At 41.0% G+C, this 14,959-nt stretch carries 24 protein-coding genes; 7 read left to right on the forward strand and 17 right to left on the reverse strand.

Annotated features, from left to right (window positions below; genetic code table 11):
- Positions 1 to 246: 246 nt before the first annotated feature.
- Positions 247 to 654, reverse strand: a complete 408-nt coding sequence (locus tag V756_RS0118100; protein WP_024715910.1) for a CoA-binding protein — start codon at positions 652 to 654, stop codon at positions 247 to 249.
- Positions 655 to 822: 168 nt separating this feature from the next.
- Here V756_RS0118100 and plsY point away from each other — a divergent pair, with 168 nt between their 5' ends.
- Positions 823 to 1,404, forward strand: a complete 582-nt coding sequence (plsY, locus tag V756_RS0118110; protein ID WP_024715911.1) for a glycerol-3-phosphate 1-O-acyltransferase PlsY — start codon at positions 823 to 825, stop codon at positions 1,402 to 1,404.
- An 87-nt stretch (positions 1,405 to 1,491) separates the two neighbouring features.
- The gene (locus V756_RS0118115; protein WP_024715912.1) at positions 1,492 to 1,779 is read left to right on the forward strand and encodes a HesB/YadR/YfhF family protein; all 288 of its coding nucleotides are present in this window, start codon (positions 1,492 to 1,494) and stop codon (positions 1,777 to 1,779) included.
- A gap of 30 nt (positions 1,780 to 1,809) precedes the next feature.
- Here V756_RS0118115 and V756_RS0118120 read toward each other — a convergent pair whose 3' ends face one another.
- The 7 genes from V756_RS0118120 to acnA form a co-directional block, all read right to left on the reverse strand.
- On the reverse strand, positions 1,810 to 2,109 hold the full coding sequence (locus V756_RS0118120; protein WP_024715913.1) for a hypothetical protein: 300 nt from the start codon (positions 2,107 to 2,109) through the stop codon (positions 1,810 to 1,812).
- A 15-nt stretch (positions 2,110 to 2,124) separates the two neighbouring features.
- Positions 2,125 to 2,541, reverse strand: a complete 417-nt coding sequence (locus V756_RS0118125) for a YbgC/FadM family acyl-CoA thioesterase (RefSeq protein WP_024715914.1) — start codon at positions 2,539 to 2,541, stop codon at positions 2,125 to 2,127.
- An 83-nt stretch (positions 2,542 to 2,624) separates the two neighbouring features.
- A complete protein-coding gene (tlp, locus tag V756_RS0118130; RefSeq protein ID WP_024715915.1) occupies positions 2,625 to 2,876 on the reverse strand; it encodes a small acid-soluble spore protein Tlp in 252 nt (83 codons plus the stop codon).
- Between the two features lie 36 nt (positions 2,877 to 2,912).
- Entirely contained in the window at positions 2,913 to 3,059 is a 147-nt protein-coding gene (gene sspN / locus V756_RS0118135) for an acid-soluble spore protein SspN (protein ID WP_003231569.1), read from the reverse strand.
- A 64-nt stretch (positions 3,060 to 3,123) separates the two neighbouring features.
- Positions 3,124 to 3,249, reverse strand: a complete 126-nt coding sequence (locus V756_RS01000000122745) for an FbpB family small basic protein (RefSeq protein WP_003244964.1) — start codon at positions 3,247 to 3,249, stop codon at positions 3,124 to 3,126.
- A gap of 79 nt (positions 3,250 to 3,328) precedes the next feature.
- On the reverse strand, positions 3,329 to 3,841 hold the full coding sequence (locus V756_RS0118145; RefSeq protein ID WP_024715916.1) for a redoxin domain-containing protein: 513 nt from the start codon (positions 3,839 to 3,841) through the stop codon (positions 3,329 to 3,331).
- A gap of 71 nt (positions 3,842 to 3,912) precedes the next feature.
- Complete coding sequence (gene acnA, locus V756_RS0118150; protein WP_024715917.1) at positions 3,913 to 6,642, reverse strand: aconitate hydratase AcnA; 2,730 nt, start codon at positions 6,640 to 6,642, stop codon at positions 3,913 to 3,915.
- A gap of 225 nt (positions 6,643 to 6,867) precedes the next feature.
- Between acnA and sspO the strand changes: the two genes are divergently transcribed.
- The 4 genes from sspO (at position 6,868) to V756_RS0118170 (ending at position 8,328) form a co-directional block, all read left to right on the forward strand.
- Complete coding sequence (gene sspO / locus V756_RS0118155; protein WP_024715918.1) at positions 6,868 to 7,014, forward strand: small acid-soluble spore protein SspO; 147 nt, start codon at positions 6,868 to 6,870, stop codon at positions 7,012 to 7,014.
- Positions 7,015 to 7,045: 31 nt separating this feature from the next.
- The gene (locus V756_RS0118160; protein ID WP_003221237.1) at positions 7,046 to 7,192 is read left to right on the forward strand and encodes a small acid-soluble spore protein P; all 147 of its coding nucleotides are present in this window, start codon (positions 7,046 to 7,048) and stop codon (positions 7,190 to 7,192) included.
- Positions 7,193 to 7,272: 80 nt separating this feature from the next.
- Entirely contained in the window at positions 7,273 to 7,665 is a 393-nt protein-coding gene (gene cotM / locus V756_RS0118165; protein WP_081719916.1) for an outer spore coat protein CotM, read from the forward strand.
- A 234-nt stretch (positions 7,666 to 7,899) separates the two neighbouring features.
- The gene (locus V756_RS0118170) at positions 7,900 to 8,328 is read left to right on the forward strand and encodes a DUF2621 domain-containing protein (protein WP_024715920.1); all 429 of its coding nucleotides are present in this window, start codon (positions 7,900 to 7,902) and stop codon (positions 8,326 to 8,328) included.
- 30 nt (positions 8,329 to 8,358) lie between these two features.
- Here the strand turns inward: V756_RS0118170 and V756_RS0118175 are convergent, their stop codons facing one another.
- The 3 genes from V756_RS0118175 to ccdA all read right to left on the reverse strand — a co-directional run bounded on the left by V756_RS0118175 (position 8,359) and on the right by ccdA (position 10,087).
- A complete protein-coding gene (locus V756_RS0118175; RefSeq protein ID WP_081719917.1) occupies positions 8,359 to 8,850 on the reverse strand; it encodes a CcdC family protein in 492 nt (163 codons plus the stop codon).
- A 78-nt stretch (positions 8,851 to 8,928) separates the two neighbouring features.
- Positions 8,929 to 9,291 carry a response regulator gene (locus V756_RS0118180; RefSeq protein ID WP_024715922.1) on the reverse strand — a complete coding sequence of 121 codons (363 nt, stop codon included), beginning with the start codon at positions 9,289 to 9,291 and terminating at the stop codon, positions 8,929 to 8,931.
- A gap of 88 nt (positions 9,292 to 9,379) precedes the next feature.
- Complete coding sequence (ccdA, locus tag V756_RS0118185) at positions 9,380 to 10,087, reverse strand: cytochrome c-type biogenesis protein CcdA (RefSeq protein WP_024715923.1); 708 nt, start codon at positions 10,085 to 10,087, stop codon at positions 9,380 to 9,382.
- Positions 10,088 to 10,306: 219 nt separating this feature from the next.
- Between ccdA and ynzD the strand changes: the two genes are divergently transcribed.
- Positions 10,307 to 10,471 carry an aspartyl-phosphate phosphatase YnzD gene (gene ynzD, locus V756_RS0118190; protein WP_081719945.1) on the forward strand — a complete coding sequence of 55 codons (165 nt, stop codon included), beginning with the start codon at positions 10,307 to 10,309 and terminating at the stop codon, positions 10,469 to 10,471.
- Between the two features lie 80 nt (positions 10,472 to 10,551).
- On the opposite strand, the gene V756_RS0118195 is transcribed toward ynzD, so the two are convergent.
- From V756_RS0118195 to yneA, 6 genes are all read right to left on the reverse strand, one after another.
- Complete coding sequence (locus V756_RS0118195) at positions 10,552 to 10,770, reverse strand: YneF family protein (RefSeq protein ID WP_003153994.1); 219 nt, start codon at positions 10,768 to 10,770, stop codon at positions 10,552 to 10,554.
- 85 nt (positions 10,771 to 10,855) lie between these two features.
- The gene (gene sirA, locus V756_RS0118200) at positions 10,856 to 11,302 is read right to left on the reverse strand and encodes a sporulation inhibitor of replication protein SirA (RefSeq protein ID WP_024715925.1); all 447 of its coding nucleotides are present in this window, start codon (positions 11,300 to 11,302) and stop codon (positions 10,856 to 10,858) included.
- Positions 11,303 to 11,454: 152 nt separating this feature from the next.
- Complete coding sequence (tkt, locus tag V756_RS0118205; RefSeq protein ID WP_024715926.1) at positions 11,455 to 13,458, reverse strand: transketolase; 2,004 nt, start codon at positions 13,456 to 13,458, stop codon at positions 11,455 to 11,457.
- 168 nt (positions 13,459 to 13,626) lie between these two features.
- Positions 13,627 to 13,860, reverse strand: coding sequence for a DUF896 domain-containing protein (locus V756_RS0118210; RefSeq protein WP_024715927.1), 234 nt, complete (start codon positions 13,858 to 13,860; stop codon positions 13,627 to 13,629).
- Between the two features lie 62 nt (positions 13,861 to 13,922).
- A complete protein-coding gene (locus tag V756_RS0118215; protein ID WP_024715928.1) occupies positions 13,923 to 14,576 on the reverse strand; it encodes a YneB family resolvase-like protein in 654 nt (217 codons plus the stop codon).
- An 18-nt stretch (positions 14,577 to 14,594) separates the two neighbouring features.
- Positions 14,595 to 14,912, reverse strand: coding sequence for a cell division suppressor protein YneA (yneA, locus tag V756_RS0118220; RefSeq protein WP_081719918.1), 318 nt, complete (start codon positions 14,910 to 14,912; stop codon positions 14,595 to 14,597).
- Between the last annotated feature and the right edge of the window lie 47 nt (positions 14,913 to 14,959).

Genomic DNA, 14,959 nt, shown 5'->3' on the forward strand with positions numbered 1-14,959 from the left:
TAGAGCGAACGAATCAGTTCGCAAAGCATCGGCATATGTTGTTTTCACATCATGAGAACGTATGTTTGTTTATTATATATAAAGCAGCAGGCCTTCGCAAATCGAACGGCCGAAACCCAGTTAGACAAGGTATTTCAAAAAGCTGTTCAAGCTTTATTGTATCTGTTTCACCGTAATACGCAAACAATATCTTAAAATTAAAAAGCAAAAATCCTTGAATTCACAAGGATTTTTGCAGTTCTGCGTCTATTTTGTTACAGCGTGAGCCACTTTTATGCACAGATCCATGATCACCGTTCTGCCTTTTCCCTTTAACATCTCATAAGCTTCTTCGTTTGCCAGTCCTTGCTGTGCCCAAAATACTGGAGCATCTGTCTTTAAAAACTCTTCCGCCACGCCTGGCAGCTGTTCTGAGCGCCGAAATACATTGACGATGTCGATCGGACCGTCAATCTCCTGTAAAGATGAAACTGCTTTAACACCAAGTGCCTCATCAATTGTAGGATTAACGGGAATGATCTCATAGCCTGCATCCTGCATCGCTTTGGAAACCATATAAGACGTTCTATCCGGCCGGTCTGAAAGCCCGACTACCGCGATTCGTTTGCTTTTATCAAGAATCTCTTTAATTTCCGCTTTGGAAGGGTTTTGCATCATGAACACTCCTTTTTTATCTATTTTACACGATCAAAATGGCAGAAATCAAAATATGATGCATATTCGATTGGGTATGTAAGTAAACTTTACAAAAAAACTTATCATCAGATCATGACATCTCATGTTAAAATAAAAAGAAGGGATTTTGAAAAAGGAGAAATGTAGATGTTAATTGCTTTATTGATTATTTTGGCCTACTTGATAGGCAGCATTCCATCTGGCTTAATTGTGGGCAAGCTTGCCAAAGGAATTGATATTCGAGAGCACGGAAGCGGCAACTTAGGCGCCACCAACGCATTCCGTACGCTTGGCGTAAAAGCTGGTTCGATCGTGATAGCCGGAGATATTTTAAAAGGGACGCTGGCAACTGCTTTGCCTTTTCTCATGCATGTTGATATTCACCCGCTTCTTGCAGGAGTCTTTGCGGTTTTAGGCCATGTGTTTCCCATCTTCGCCAAATTTAAAGGCGGCAAAGCCGTCGCAACATCCGGAGGCGTTTTGCTATTTTACGCTCCACTTTTATTTATCACGATGCTCGCGGTGTTTTTCATCTTTTTATACTTGACTAAGTTTGTTTCTCTGTCATCAATGTTAACAGGGATCTATACTGTGATATATAGTCTCTTTGTTCATGATAAGTATTTATTGATTGTCGTTATCCTGCTCACTATTTTTGTGATATACAGACACCGGGCAAACATTAAACGAATTATCAATAAAACAGAACCTAAAGTAAAATGGTTATAAACGTAAAAATCTTCTCTTTTGACACAGAATAGTCTAATGAGTTTATAATAGAGAAAATTCAAACCAAGAACAAAGGGGTGTTCTGTTATGAATATGACGATTAACGAAGATGCACTGAACTGGTATAAAGAAGAGCTTGATTTAGAAAGCGGAGACCATGTTCGTTTTTTTGTCCGCTACGGTGGCTGCAGCAACGTTCAAAAAGGTTTTTCTCTCGGAGTAGCGAAAGATGCCCCACAAGAGGCTGGCGTCACAGCAGAAGCCGGCGGCATCACCTTCTTTATTGAAGAAAGTGATCTATGGTACTTCGATAACCACGACCTTCTCGTCAGCTTTTCAGAAGACGCAGATGAACCGGTTTTTGAATACCAATAAAAAAGAACGCACATCATGTGCGTTCTTTTTTTACAAACCAAATCGTATAAGATGATCGGTCAGGTTTTCTTGTTCCAAAATATATTTTTGTGTCTCACCCAGCAGATCAAAGTGGGGAAATTCACTTTTCTTATGTATCCATTCTTTTTTTAAACCGTACGCCGCTCCCCATTGTATCAGTTTATCAATATCTGCACAGCCTGCTTTTGTTACAGTCTTTGCTTCAGGAAACCGGTCATCCAGCCAGTAATGTGTTAAAAAAGCGATTTCTCCTCTTTTCACTGCTTGTTTCCACAGGTTAAGTTCCTCACGTTTCACGCCAAACGCCATATCTCGTTCACTTCCCTATTTTCTGGCCTTTTCATAAGCTTCGTGCCAATCAGGAAAAGCTTTTCGGAACTGAATAGGCTTAAAACTTTCTTTATCCACACAAATATGAGATGAGGTGGCTTCGATGGAGAGCTCGCCGGCCGGATTATAAATGTGATAACCATAGACGGTTTTAAAGCCGTTGTATTCCTCTATCCATGTATGCACAGCCGCGGTTTCTCCGTAATGAAGCGGCTTTTTATAGGAAATTTGGATATCGACAACCGGGGACAAGACACCTTTTTTTTCCATGTCACTGTATAAAAAGCCTAAGTCCTTAATAAGGGCCGTCCTGCCGACCTCCATCCATACTAGATAATTTGCGTGATAAACAATCCCCATTTGATCCGTTTCTGCATAACGCACTTCTATTTCTTTTTTTGATACATGCAAGATTACTCTGCTCCCTTAACGTCAATTTAGCCCCATTTTACCATAATCAAATCAGAAAGAAAAAAACCAGGTTTCCCTGGTTTTTATGAACGGTATCCGTTTTGTCTCGCTGCGGATTCATCTTGGATTTCATTGCGAAATGCTTCGATACTCTGCTCGCGTCTTGCATTTTTTTCTTTGATTCGCTGTTTATCTTCTCCTGACGCAAATTCCATTGATGATTCTGCTTCTTCTATGTTTTCAATTGTATTTTGAACCATATCCTGCAATTTTTCCACGTTATCAGAACGATCATCAGGATTAGGCTGCTGGTATTGATTTTGTTTTTTTGACATTCAGATGTACCTCCTAGAAATAAACTCGATTCAGTGCTACTCGCCTTTTGTCTGCATGATAATCGGCCGCTGTCCGGAGGTATCATGCATTTTTTCCCCTTTATTGGCTTTATATTTTACAGGCTTCGTACCCAAGTGGCTTGGAGCATATTGAGGCTGACCGTTTTTCTTGTTGTTTCCCATGTTTATCCCTCCTCAACAGATAGGATTCTCAAAAGGAGGGGTAAACATGAATACAATTTAAAGGTTATTTTTGCTTAAATCGCTGCTCAAGCTTTTCCTCAAGCTGATTCAAATACTCCGTATTGGTCATCAGCTCTTTTTTATTCTCCATGACCAGCTCATGAAAAGACCGCTTTCTCATCTTCTTCACTCTTCTCACCTCCGCATATTCTTTTATTTTTTCCAATTCTGAAAATTTGTAAGCATATCTAAACATAAAAAAACTGAACCTAATCAAGATTCAGTTTTTGTTCCATTTCTTTTTTTGTCATGGTGCCTATGTGTATGTCTTGAATGACACCTTTTTCATCTAAGATATACGTCGTTGGATACGACATCACGTTGTAGTCAGCATTAATCCCTTTTTTATCAATCAGAATAGGAAACGTTAAATCATACGTATCAGCAAACGCCCGGACCTGTTTTTCACTTTTCTCGGCTGAAGTGAAATTTACCGCTACAATGGCAAGGTTGTCTGGGTGCTCTTTTTGCAGCTGTTCCATCGCTGGCATTTCCTGACGGCACGGTTTACACCAAGTTGCCCAAAAATTGAGCAAGACTTTTTTGCCTTTTGTGTCTTGTAGGGAACGATTCTCTCCTGATAACGTTTTCAAAGAAAAATCAGGAGCTTGCTGTCCCTCTTCAATTCCCACTTCTTTTTTGCTGTATGTTTGATACAAGTTCCATCCCATATACCCGGCAAGCATGATAAGCACGATCCCAGCGAGCCATTTTTTCAGCATATGCCACCTCCGCAGCACACTTTGTCATAAAAAGAAGAGAAAGCAAAATGCCTTCTCTCCTTATTGATTCATCAGGACTGTTTCATTTTTTCACGAAGCACCATTTGCAGGATGCCGCCATGGCGATAGTAATCAATTTCAACTTCACTATCAAAGCGGACGACCGCTTCAAATGTTGTGACATTGCCGTCTTCATTGATCGCTCGTACTGTGACAAGATCACGAGGGCGAACTGTTTCATCAACATCTACCTCGATGACTTCTTTACCAGTTAAGCCGAGTGTTTCAGCATTTTCACCTTGTTTAAATTGAAGCGGCAGCACACCCATGAATACAAGGTTGCTTCTGTGGATTCTTTCAAAGCTCTCTGCAATTACCGTTCTGATGCCGAGAAGGTTTGTTCCTTTTGCAGCCCAGTCACGTGAAGATCCCATACCGTAGTCTTTTCCGGCTAATACGACAAGACCGGTTTTATCTTCTTTATATCTCATGCACGCCTCATAGATAGATGTTACTTCACCAGTCGGCCAGTACGTTGTAAATCCGCCTTCTGTACCCGGCGCGATTTGGTTTTTGATGCGGATGTTTGCAAATGTTCCTCTCATCATGACTTCATGGTTTCCGCGGCGGGAACCGTAGGAGTTAAAGTCACGAGGAGAAACACCTTTCTCTTGCAAGTACTTTCCGGCAGGCGTGTCTTTTCCGATTGCCCCCGCAGGAGAAATATGGTCAGTTGTGACTGAATCACCAAACTTACCGACAACACGCAGTCCTTTTAATGGCTCAACCTTGCCTGGCTCAACAGACATCTCTTCAAAGAATGGCGGGTTTTGGATGTAAGTTGACTCGTTATCCCATTTATATAATGCTTCATCTGTTGTTTCAATCTCGTTCCAGCGCTCGTTGTCATCAAATACCGTTTCATACTCTTTACGGAAGAGCTCAGGCGTAACAGTTTGCTTAACAAGTGAATTGATTTCGTCTGTTGACGGCCAAATATCGTTAAAGTATACGTTTTGACCATCTTTGCCCACACCGATCGGGTCGGTTTTCAGGTTAATGTTCACCGTTCCAGCCAGCGCATATGCCACTACAAGCGGCGGAGAAGCAAGGTAGTTGCCTTTAACAAGCGGGTGAATACGTCCTTCAAAGTTACGGTTTCCGGAAAGGACAGACGTAATCAGAAGATCATTTTTCGCAACCGCTTCTTCGATTTCTGGTGAAAGCGGACCTGAGTTTCCGATACATGTTGTACAGCCGTACCCAACAAGATTAAAACCAAGCTCTTTCATGTAAGGAAGAAGGCCTGAATTCACAAGATATCCTGTAACGACTTTAGAACCCGGTGCAAGTGATGTTTTCACGTAATTAGGCACCTGTAGCCCTAACTCAACCGCTTTTTTCGCTACTAGTCCTGCACCGATCAGAACGTAAGGGTTAGATGTATTCGTGCAGCTTGTAATCGCGGCAATAGCGATCGCACCGGTTTTCATAACTGTTTCTTCACCATTGAGAAGTTTAAACTTAATTTCTTTATTCTCTTCTTCAGCGTTTAAACCGAACCCTTGGTTACCCGCGGGGCTTACTAAGTGCTTTTTAAACGTTTCCTGCATAGCAGAAAGCGGAATTAAATCCTGAGGACGCTTTGGACCTGATAGGTTTGCTTCAATTTGTGAGAGGTCGATTTCAACCACATCAGTAAATTGAGGGTCTTCCGCATCAGGAGTGTAGAACAAGCCATTGCTTCTGCAGTACGCTTCAACAACATCAATATGTTCAGGATCACGGCCTGTCAGGCGCATGTAGTTGAGCGCTTCTTCATCTACTGGGAAGAATCCGCATGTAGCACCATATTCCGGCGCCATGTTCGCAATTGTTGCGCGGTCTGCGAGCGGCAGTTCAGCAACTCCCGGCCCGAAGAATTCAACAAATTTGCCGACAACGCCTTTTTCGCGCAGCACCTGTGTCACTTTTAACGCCAAGTCAGTAGCTGTTGTTCCGTTTGGAAGCTTGCCGACAAGTTTCGCGCCGATTACCTCTGGAACTGGAAAGTAAGAAGGCTGTCCAAGCATTCCTGCTTCAGCTTCAATTCCGCCGACACCCCAGCCGAGAACACCGATACCGTTAATCATTGTTGTATGTGAGTCCGTTCCGACAAGCGTATCAGGATACGTGACAAGCTCGCCGTCTTCTTCAATAGCGTGGACGACACTTGCCAGAAACTCAAGGTTTACCTGGTGCACGATACCTGTTGCAGGCGGCACTGCTTGATAATTATTAAACGCTTTCTTTGCCCAGCTTAAAAATTTATAGCGCTCAGCATTTCTTTCGAATTCCAAGTCCATATTGATGGCTAACGCATCTTCTGTGCCCGCTTTATCAACCTGTACAGAGTGGTCGATAACAAGATCAACAGGAATTTCAGGGTTAATTTTATCAGGATCTCCGCCGACAGCTGCCATCGCTTTACGCAATGAAGCAAGGTCTACCACTGCCGGTACCCCAGTGAAGTCTTGTAAAATAACACGAGACGGTTTAAACGGAACGTCGATTTCCTTTAATTCGGCAGTTCCCCATTTTGCCAAATTTTCCACGTGTTCTTTTTTGATCACGAATCCGTCAACTTGACGCAATACTGATTCTAAAAGAACTTTGATGGAATAAGGAAGCTTCGAAACCTTCCCGATCCCCGAGTCTTCTAACGCTTTTAAAGAGTAGTAATGATAGGTTTTCCCATTTGTAGTAAACGTTTTTCTTGCTTGGAAAACGTCTTTGGCTGCAGTTTTTTGCTCATTTGCCATTCTCCAAAATCCCCCTTCAGATCAGATCATCCTAGATGAACGTAAATTCCATCACAATTTTCTCACAATTTCATATTAAAACAAAATCATACATAAGTAAATATCAATGTTTTTATTAAATACAATAAGTTTGGCTTATCAGACAAACGTACCGGTAATTATTACTGTTGATGACTTCTCATATAACGCAGTAAAAGAAGCCATATTATGATTGAGGTGATAATGATGGTCAAAAGAAAAGCGAATCACGTCATTAACGGAATGAATGACGCGAAAAGCCAAGGCAAAGGTGCCGGATACGTTGAAAACGACCAGCTTGTACAAACTGAAGCGGAACGCCAAAATAATAAAAAAAGAAAAACCAATCAATAACATCGGACTCTTTTAAGGAGGTTCTCATTTCATGACCAATAAAAATACAAGTAAAGATATGCATAAAAACGCCCCTAAAGGACACAATCCGGGTCAGCCGGAGCCTCTCAGCGGAAGCAAAAAAGTGAAGAACCGAAACCATACAAGACAGAAGCACAATTCAAGCCATGATATGTAAGAAAAGCAGACCTTAGTGTCTGTTTTTTTATGCGTTCACCCATTTCTGCATCTCCGCATATGATGGTAAGCAAGGTTGATATGTGGAGGAATGCTTCCATGACCCATTCAAAACGTGATGATCCTAATGATTTCGATAGTATGGACGAATGGCTTCGGCAATTTTTTGAAGACCCCTTCGCCTGGTACGACGAAACATTGCCTATTGATTTATATGAAACAAGTCAGCAGTATATTATTGAAGCTGATCTGACTTGTTTACAGCCGACACAAGTAACAGTTACCCTGTCTGGATGCGAGTTTATTTTGACTGTCAAATCGTCAGGACAGACTATTGAGAAACAAATGATGCTTCCTTTTCATCTTAATGACAAAACCATTCAAACCGAATGCGAAAATCAAATACTCACAGTTGCCGTCAATAAAGACACAAAAGATGGTTCTTCTTTTTCTCTTCAATTTCCTCTCAGCTAATATAAAAAGTCACTTTCATCCCCTATTATGAAAGTGACTTTTTTTCCGTCCATTTATCGTCAAATACCCTCTAGTGACTCTCCCATGGCCAAATAGCAGATTCACTATACAATAGAATATGATCTATTCTTTCTTTTGACTAGACGTCTATCACTTTTTTCTATTCTTTTTTTCCTGTGTTCTTCTAATCTCGCTTCATATACAATATGGTTAGAATAGAAGGGGGAATGGTTGATGCTGGAAGGCTGGTTTTTGTGGTTTATTCTGTTTTGGGTGATCACGATGGTTGTCTTATTATCAATCGGCGGTTTTTTTATGTTTCGAAAGTTTTTAAAGCGTTTACCGAAAGAAGACGGCAGGTCAGAGCTTGATTGGCAGGATTACTATATCGAAAACAGCAGGGATTTGTGGAGCCATGAAAACAAAGAATTTCTGAATGAATTGGTATTGCCGGTTCCAGAGCTGTTCAGAGATGCAGCCAAAGCCAAAATCGCAGGTAAAATCGGTGAGCTTGCATTAAAAGAAAAGGTATCAAAGATTGATCAGCAGCTTATAATCAGAGGCTATATTCTCGCTACTCCTAAAAGAGATCATACCTTCTTAAAAAGGCATCTGCGAGACAAAAAAATCGATCTCGAACCTTATCAGACCCTTCTCAAATAAAAAACCTTTCCTGATAGAAGGAAAGGTTTTTTAATTCATTTGAATATTAGCTGACTGCAGCTCGTTATGAAGTTTACGATATGATAAATACATGGCGATTCTCCATGGAACAATCATACCGAAAGCCAGAATCCAAAACATTCCGCTCAGTGCGCCGTAGTCAATTGATGTGCTTAAGATCGATTTCATCACGATTCTGATCACTAAAAGACCGACTAATATAAAGACAAAAGCTTTAGAGCGTTTCATATAGATTTCATTATTTTTAATTTCAAATTTAGAAGTTTTGATTAGAAAAATAGAGAAAATCACGCCTAAAGTGATCGCTTCTAAAAACTCTGCACCAGTCACCCAAAATACCGGAAATACAAACATTAACGCTCCCGTACTCATAAAAATGGGCGGAAGAATGATTTTTTTCGGTGAAACGGGCTTGTCAGAGGACTTTATTCTGACCACCATCACAGTTACAGCCATTAACACAGCAATAATCGATGAAACTATAATCATCATACTTATCATTCCTTTGTTTCTCGGAGTGTTGATACTATATACTATACTCCAAAATAATAAAAAAAACCATTTTGAAAAGAAATGACTTTAATTTCCTATGACGCGGCTAACAGCTTCTAACACTTTTGTTTCTTCGAATGGCTTAACAATAAAGTCTTTTGCCCCCAGCTCAATCGCTTCAGCTACAATTCTATGCTGACGCATAGCGGTGCACATGATGACCTTTGCTTTAGGATCGAAGGTTAAGATATCACGAAGTGCCTTAATGCCGTTTTTCACCGGCATTGTAATATCCATTGTCACGATGTCCGGCCGCAGTTTTTTATACAGGTCTGCCGCTTGCTCACCGTCCGCCGCTTCGCCTGCAATTATGTAATTTGCCTCTTCCAAGATCTCTCTGATTTTGACTCTCATGAACTTGGCGTCATCTACAACTAAAACTCTTGTCATATTCCCCTCCAAAAATCGATTTCCACAGATAATAGTCTTATTGTATCAAAAATAAAGGGATTGGCAGTAGTGCAAAAGTAACCATTCGTCAAAAACCGGTAAATCCTCCAAACAGATCAGACAGCAAAATAATGATCAGGCTCATCCAATCAAAGAATAACAGCACACCAATTACAATCATTAAAACGCCGCCTGCTTTCATGATCAAAAGCTGGTTTTTTCTTATCCACTTCAGCTTTGTGATAAAGAAAGACAACAAAAGAAATGGAACAGCAAAACCGAGTACATAAAACATCATATACGGCACAGCTGAGCCTGGATTTGTGCCCGCAAGTGTGATAACAGCACCTAATATCGGTCCGGTACACGGCGTCCATCCCGCCGCAAACGCCATCCCGATGAAGACAGAACCTAAAAATCCGCTTGGCTTATGCTTAAAATGGATTCTCCGTTCTTTCATCATCGCCTCAGGGCGGAACACACCAAGCGTAAAGAAACCGAACAAAATAATAAGCAACGCGCCAATTTGCCTTATCGCATCGTGATAACCCCTAAACAGGCTGCCAATAAACGAAGTTCCATAGCCTAAAGCGATAAAAATAATGGAAAAACCAAGCAAGAAACACAAAGTATGAAACAAGCTTCTTTTCTGCAGCAGCAGCTTTTCTGTTTTCACATCATCCATGCTGACCCCTGTAATATAAGACAAAAAAGCAGGATAAAGCGGCAGGCAGCAAGGCGAAATAAAGGATAAAAATCCCGCTCCGAAAGTCAAAAATAAATTCACGTCTCCCATGTCATCATCCCTTCATGATTTGACCTTCCTTCAAGTTATGACAAAATCATTTCATTTTTTTAACACTTTCCCTTGAAGGATTTCTATTTTCAGAAAAAACTTATATAATTTAATTTGACATTGAGATATTGTACTCCTTCTCATTTGAAAATTAGTATAAATATGGATATAATATAATCATTCAATTTGAAGATCTAATGTATGAAAGGATACATCCCTGTGATTAGAGAGCATCTATTAAATGAAATCGAAAAAAAAAGAGCAGAGCTGCTGCAAATTGTCATGGCGAACGGAATGACATCTCATATAACGATAGAGCTCAGTCAGGAGCTTGACCATCTTCTCATACAATATCAAAAGCAGCGCCTAGAGAGTAGCGGGTAATGATTCATTGCAAAATAAAAAACCCGTATAAGGGTTTTTTATTTTATAACCATGTTTCTCTATATCATAATCTTTACGTATTATTTCGCTTGATTATTCATGGCTTTCATCATTTGATTAATTTTCTTTTGAGAAGGTTTCATTCCCATTTGCATCATCATCATGCGTAACATTTGTTCATTAATAGGCGGATTCTTTTTAAGATAGCTCATCATATATTTACGAGCAATAAAAAACCCGAGTGCAACACCTATGAGCAATGCAACAACGCCCACTAGGATGCCAACCCATAAAGTCATTTTATTTCCTCCTTCATGTTGTCTAGTTTAAAGTGTACTAAACCAAAAGCTATTATACAACATTTACATCTCTTTTTCTTCGGTTTTAGACAAAATTTCTTTCTTTCACGGGATTTAGCCATCCATATCTCTTCGAATTGAAGTCCATTGCCAGAAAGCAAGGGCTGACTTTTCTCAACACTTCAAAGAAAATCGTTTCTGCCTCGTAATCCCCCGAAGCCACAATCTCTATCATGTGCTCCTTCATCATAAACGTCGCGTGGCCTTTTGCTTTCGGCAAAGCTAATCTATAAATATAATCCAGCTGTCTGTAATCTGCATTGTTTAAATTCATTCTTAACCGCTGATGCATATGTAAAATCGGGATTGGCTGTGTAATATATTGAATCTGTTTTTCTGTCATTTCATACTGCTGCTTTGCCAAGCTTGTCCAATGATAGTCTTGAAACAGCTCAAACATAATCGATTCCCGCCCGAAATAGTGATTGGCAAACTCCTCTTTTATCAGGTACGTATAGTAATGACGTTCCATCTTTTCATCCCCTTTTTCAGCAGCACTTCATTTGCTCTCTATTATACAAAAGTAGAAAAAAAAGATTTGTCTATTACTGTTAACCAGCCAATACTATTTTTGTCGGATAAACAAGAAAAAGAGGATGATTTGACTCATCCTCTTTAAAAGACTTACTTATTGAGTAATGCTTTCACTCGGTTCACTACGTTTGGAACTGAGAAGCCGTATTCATTGATGACGGTTTCGCCAGGAGCAGATGCACCGAACCGGTCTATACCAAGCACGTCTCCTTCAAGTCCCGTGTATTTGCCCCATCCAAAAGATGCACCCATTTCAATCGCAAGCCGTTTTTTCACGTCTGCAGGAAGGACAGCGTTTTTGTATTCATCAGATTGTTTATCGAAACGATCCATTGAAGGCATGCTGACAACGGAAACATCGATATTTTCTTTTGCTAATTCAGCCTGCGCATCAATGGCAAGACCTACTTCTGAGCCAGAAGCGATGAGGAGAGCATCAGGTGTTTCGTTTTTAGATTTAGAAACGACATATGCACCCTTTTCTACCCCTGCCAATGCTTCTTCAGCTGTTTGGTCGATCGTAGGTAGGTTTTGGCGTGTCAATACTAATGCCGTTGGCTGATCAGTACTTTGCACTGCAAGCTTCCATGCTGCTGCTGTCTCATTGCCGTCTGCAGGACGGATTAAGGAAAGATTAGGCATCGCGCGGAGTGAAGCGAGCTGTTCAACAGGTTCGTGTGTCGGGCCGTCTTCACCTACCGCAATGCTGTCATGTGTGAAGACATATGTGACAGGAAGACCCATTAGCGCTGCAAGGCGAATTGCCGGACGCAGATAATCAGAGAAGACAAAGAAAGTCCCGCCGAATACACGAAGTCCGCCATGAAGCGCCATACCGTTTAAGGCTGCACCCATCGCAAATTCACGAACTCCAAACCAGAAGTTTTTGCCTGAGTAATCAACCGCTGTAAAATCACCGGCATTTTTAATTGTCGTTTTGTTTGATCCCGCTAAGTCAGCAGATCCTCCGACAAAGAAAGGAATTTTTTTCGCAAGTCCATTAAGAACTTCACCGGAAGATGCACGGGATGCCAGGCTGCTTCCTTTTTCATATACAGGAACCTCTTGATCCCAGTCCTTCGGAAGCTCTCCTTTGATTGCCAGCTCAAGCTGTTCAGCAAGTTCAGGATAAATTTCTTTATATTTAGCGAATTGGGCATTCCATTCCTGTTCCTTTTTCTCGCCAGATTCTTTAACCTCTGCTGCGAAATGCTCATATACTTCAGACGGAACGTAGAAATCTTCTTCATACGTCCACGCGTAAGCTTCTTTTGTTAATTTGCTTTCCTCTTTACCAAGCGGCGCGCCGTGAACACCGGATGTACCGGCACGGTTAGGTGATCCGAATCCAATTGTCGTTTTCACTTCAATTAATGTAGGTTTCTTTTCATTTTGGCGTGCTTTTTCGATTGCCGCTGTTAATTCTTTAATGTTGTTTCCATCCTCAACATAGAGAACTTCCCAGTTCATTGCTTCAAAGCGCTGTTTTACGTTTTCAGAGAATGAACGGTCGAGATCTCCGTCGAGTGAGATGTCATTAGAATCGTATAAAACGATCAGACGTCCAAGCTGGAGATGGCCTGCAAGTGAAGCGGCTTCAGAAGAAATCCCTTCCATTAAGTCACCATCACCGCAAATGCTGTATGTATAATGATCGACTACGTTAAATGAATCGCGGTTGTAAGTTTCCGCTAAATGGCGTTCAGCAATAGCCATACCGACCGCCATAGCAATCCCTTGGCCGAGCGGACCTGTTGTTGCATCTACACCGGCAGTATGTCCGAATTCCGGATGTCCAGGTGTTTTGCTGCCCCACTGGCGGAATCCCTTAAGATCTTCAATACTAAGATCAAACCCGCTTAAATGAAGCATGCTGTATAAAAGTGCTGATCCGTGTCCGGCGGATAAAACAAAACGATCACGGTTAAACCAGCCAGGGTTTGCCGGACTTACGTTCATAAATTTTGTCCACAGCGTGTATGCCATAGGAGCGGTCCCCATTGGCATCCCAGGGTGACCAGAGTTTGCTTTTTCAATAGCGTCTATTGACAGTGTGCGAATGGTAGCAACTGATTTTTTTTCAATTGTATCCATAAAAATCCCCTTCCTTATGTGTTGTACCCTTACATCATAAATGTCTGACGACTTTTTCTCAACTGTTTCAGCTTAAATTTGAGAGAAACTTGTTGAATCTTGTCACATGAGAGATTTGCTTATAGTATATACAAAAGAGGAATACGATATTGCCGTATTCCTCTTATATTAGTTAAGTTTATTATTTCTTTTTTCTCTTTTTAGCTTTTCCGGTGTTACATCATTGCCTTCCGGGTCAATGATTTTCACACTCTTTAACGTGTTTTTCATAGAAGAACGAAAACCTTTCAGGTACTCTTGACGGAGCTGCTGCTGTTCGGCTTTTTCTTCATCTGTTATAACGCCAGCTTTGGCTTTGGCAGCAAGTTCATTAATTCTGGCAATTTTTGCGTTTGAAATCATGTTAAACTCCTTTATGCATTTTGTCTATATAGTACTAGATCAAACCGAGTTTTACAACTGATTCACTGTGCTGTCTCTTCATTCTCTATGTATTCCTGAAACCGCCGATGGACTGTCGCTTTAGAGACATCGTAGCCAAATCCTCTTAGCGTAGCCGCGATTTCTGCAAACGTCAGTTTATTCGCTCTGAGGCGGACGATCTCTGAAATGGGAACTTCAATTCTTTCTTTTCCACTGTTTTCATGTTGGTTTTTTAGGTTTTTTTGCGGTTTAAAACCGTTTTTCACTGCCCGTTTCATTCCCCGCTTGATTTTCATGTTGTGAATTTTCCGCTGATACTCTTCCACAATGCTGACGATCTCCAGCACCATCGAGTCAGCCTCCGATAACTCCAGTTCACCTCTGTGAGCCGTTGTATAAACTTTCACACCCTCTCTGTAAATACAATGAAGCAGTGCGATTTTTGCGTTTCCCCGCCCGAGCCTTGTCTCATCCTGAACCAAAATAACATCAATTCCAGCATTCTTGATCTCATCAAGCAGTTCAAATACACCATCCCGATCCATCTCATATCCGCTGGCTTTTTCAGAAATCACTTTGACCACTTCCATTCCGTTCTCCTCTGCAATGGCCGTAAGCTCCTCCTCCTGCCGCTTTAATGATGTTTCCTGCTGTTCTTTATTTGTACTTACGCGGGCATAAATGAGTGCTTTCATTTATTCTATCTTTCCTCTCTATCTTACAGTTGCCAATTCATATGCATCCTGATGTTTCTTTTCCAACGGAATTACTAACTCATCTCCCGGCTGGATATCAGACGTCTGAAGATGATTTTTATCAGCTATCCATTCAATAAAATCACTTTTGTTTATCTTTTTTGTATCTGCTACCTGATCAGCAATTGACCAAAGTGTGTCGCCCTGCTGGACTTCTATTTTAACATACTGATTAAGCTCCTGGCCGCTGCTTGTATATGACAGCAATAGGATAACCGCGCTCAAAATCACTGTGAACAGACCGACAAAAATAATAGATTCTTTATTCATGATCATAACCTCCGACAGGAATGTTTGTTCGCTTTTTATAGTTTCAGTATATA

The organism is Bacillus tequilensis KCTC 13622 (assembly GCF_000507145.1).
GTDB classification, from domain to species: domain Bacteria; phylum Bacillota; class Bacilli; order Bacillales; family Bacillaceae; genus Bacillus; species Bacillus tequilensis.

Bases quoted from the DNA above. Each gene is read 5' to 3' on its own strand.
- V756_RS0118100 (WP_024715910.1), bottom strand. From the start codon at position 654: ATGCAAAACCCTTCCAAAGCGGAAATTAAAGAGATTCTTGATAAAAGC.
- plsY (WP_024715911.1), top strand. From the start codon at position 823: ATGTTAATTGCTTTATTGATTATTTTGGCCTACTTGATAGGCAGCATT.
- V756_RS0118115 (WP_024715912.1), top strand. From the start codon at position 1,492: ATGAATATGACGATTAACGAAGATGCACTGAACTGGTATAAAGAAGAG.
- V756_RS0118120 (WP_024715913.1), bottom strand. From the start codon at position 2,109: ATGGCGTTTGGCGTGAAACGTGAGGAACTTAACCTGTGGAAACAAGCA.
- tlp (WP_024715915.1), bottom strand. From the start codon at position 2,876: ATGTCAAAAAAACAAAATCAATACCAGCAGCCTAATCCTGATGATCGT.
- sspN (WP_003231569.1), bottom strand. From the start codon at position 3,059: ATGGGAAACAACAAGAAAAACGGTCAGCCTCAATATGCTCCAAGCCAC.
- V756_RS0118145 (WP_024715916.1), bottom strand. From the start codon at position 3,841: ATGCTGAAAAAATGGCTCGCTGGGATCGTGCTTATCATGCTTGCCGGG.
- acnA (WP_024715917.1), bottom strand. From the start codon at position 6,642: ATGGCAAATGAGCAAAAAACTGCAGCCAAAGACGTTTTCCAAGCAAGA.
- sspO (WP_024715918.1), top strand. From the start codon at position 6,868: ATGGTCAAAAGAAAAGCGAATCACGTCATTAACGGAATGAATGACGCG.
- V756_RS0118160 (WP_003221237.1), top strand. From the start codon at position 7,046: ATGACCAATAAAAATACAAGTAAAGATATGCATAAAAACGCCCCTAAA.
- cotM (WP_081719916.1), top strand. From the start codon at position 7,273: ATGTGGAGGAATGCTTCCATGACCCATTCAAAACGTGATGATCCTAAT.
- V756_RS0118170 (WP_024715920.1), top strand. From the start codon at position 7,900: ATGCTGGAAGGCTGGTTTTTGTGGTTTATTCTGTTTTGGGTGATCACG.
- V756_RS0118175 (WP_081719917.1), bottom strand. From the start codon at position 8,850: ATGATAAGTATGATGATTATAGTTTCATCGATTATTGCTGTGTTAATG.
- V756_RS0118180 (WP_024715922.1), bottom strand. From the start codon at position 9,291: ATGACAAGAGTTTTAGTTGTAGATGACGCCAAGTTCATGAGAGTCAAA.
- ccdA (WP_024715923.1), bottom strand. From the start codon at position 10,087: ATGGGAGACGTGAATTTATTTTTGACTTTCGGAGCGGGATTTTTATCC.
- V756_RS0118195 (WP_003153994.1), bottom strand. From the start codon at position 10,770: ATGACTTTATGGGTTGGCATCCTAGTGGGCGTTGTTGCATTGCTCATA.
- sirA (WP_024715925.1), bottom strand. From the start codon at position 11,302: ATGGAACGTCATTACTATACGTACCTGATAAAAGAGGAGTTTGCCAAT.
- tkt (WP_024715926.1), bottom strand. From the start codon at position 13,458: ATGGATACAATTGAAAAAAAATCAGTTGCTACCATTCGCACACTGTCA.
- V756_RS0118210 (WP_024715927.1), bottom strand. From the start codon at position 13,860: ATGATTTCAAACGCAAAAATTGCCAGAATTAATGAACTTGCTGCCAAA.
- V756_RS0118215 (WP_024715928.1), bottom strand. From the start codon at position 14,576: ATGAAAGCACTCATTTATGCCCGCGTAAGTACAAATAAAGAACAGCAG.
- yneA (WP_081719918.1), bottom strand. From the start codon at position 14,912: ATGATCATGAATAAAGAATCTATTATTTTTGTCGGTCTGTTCACAGTG.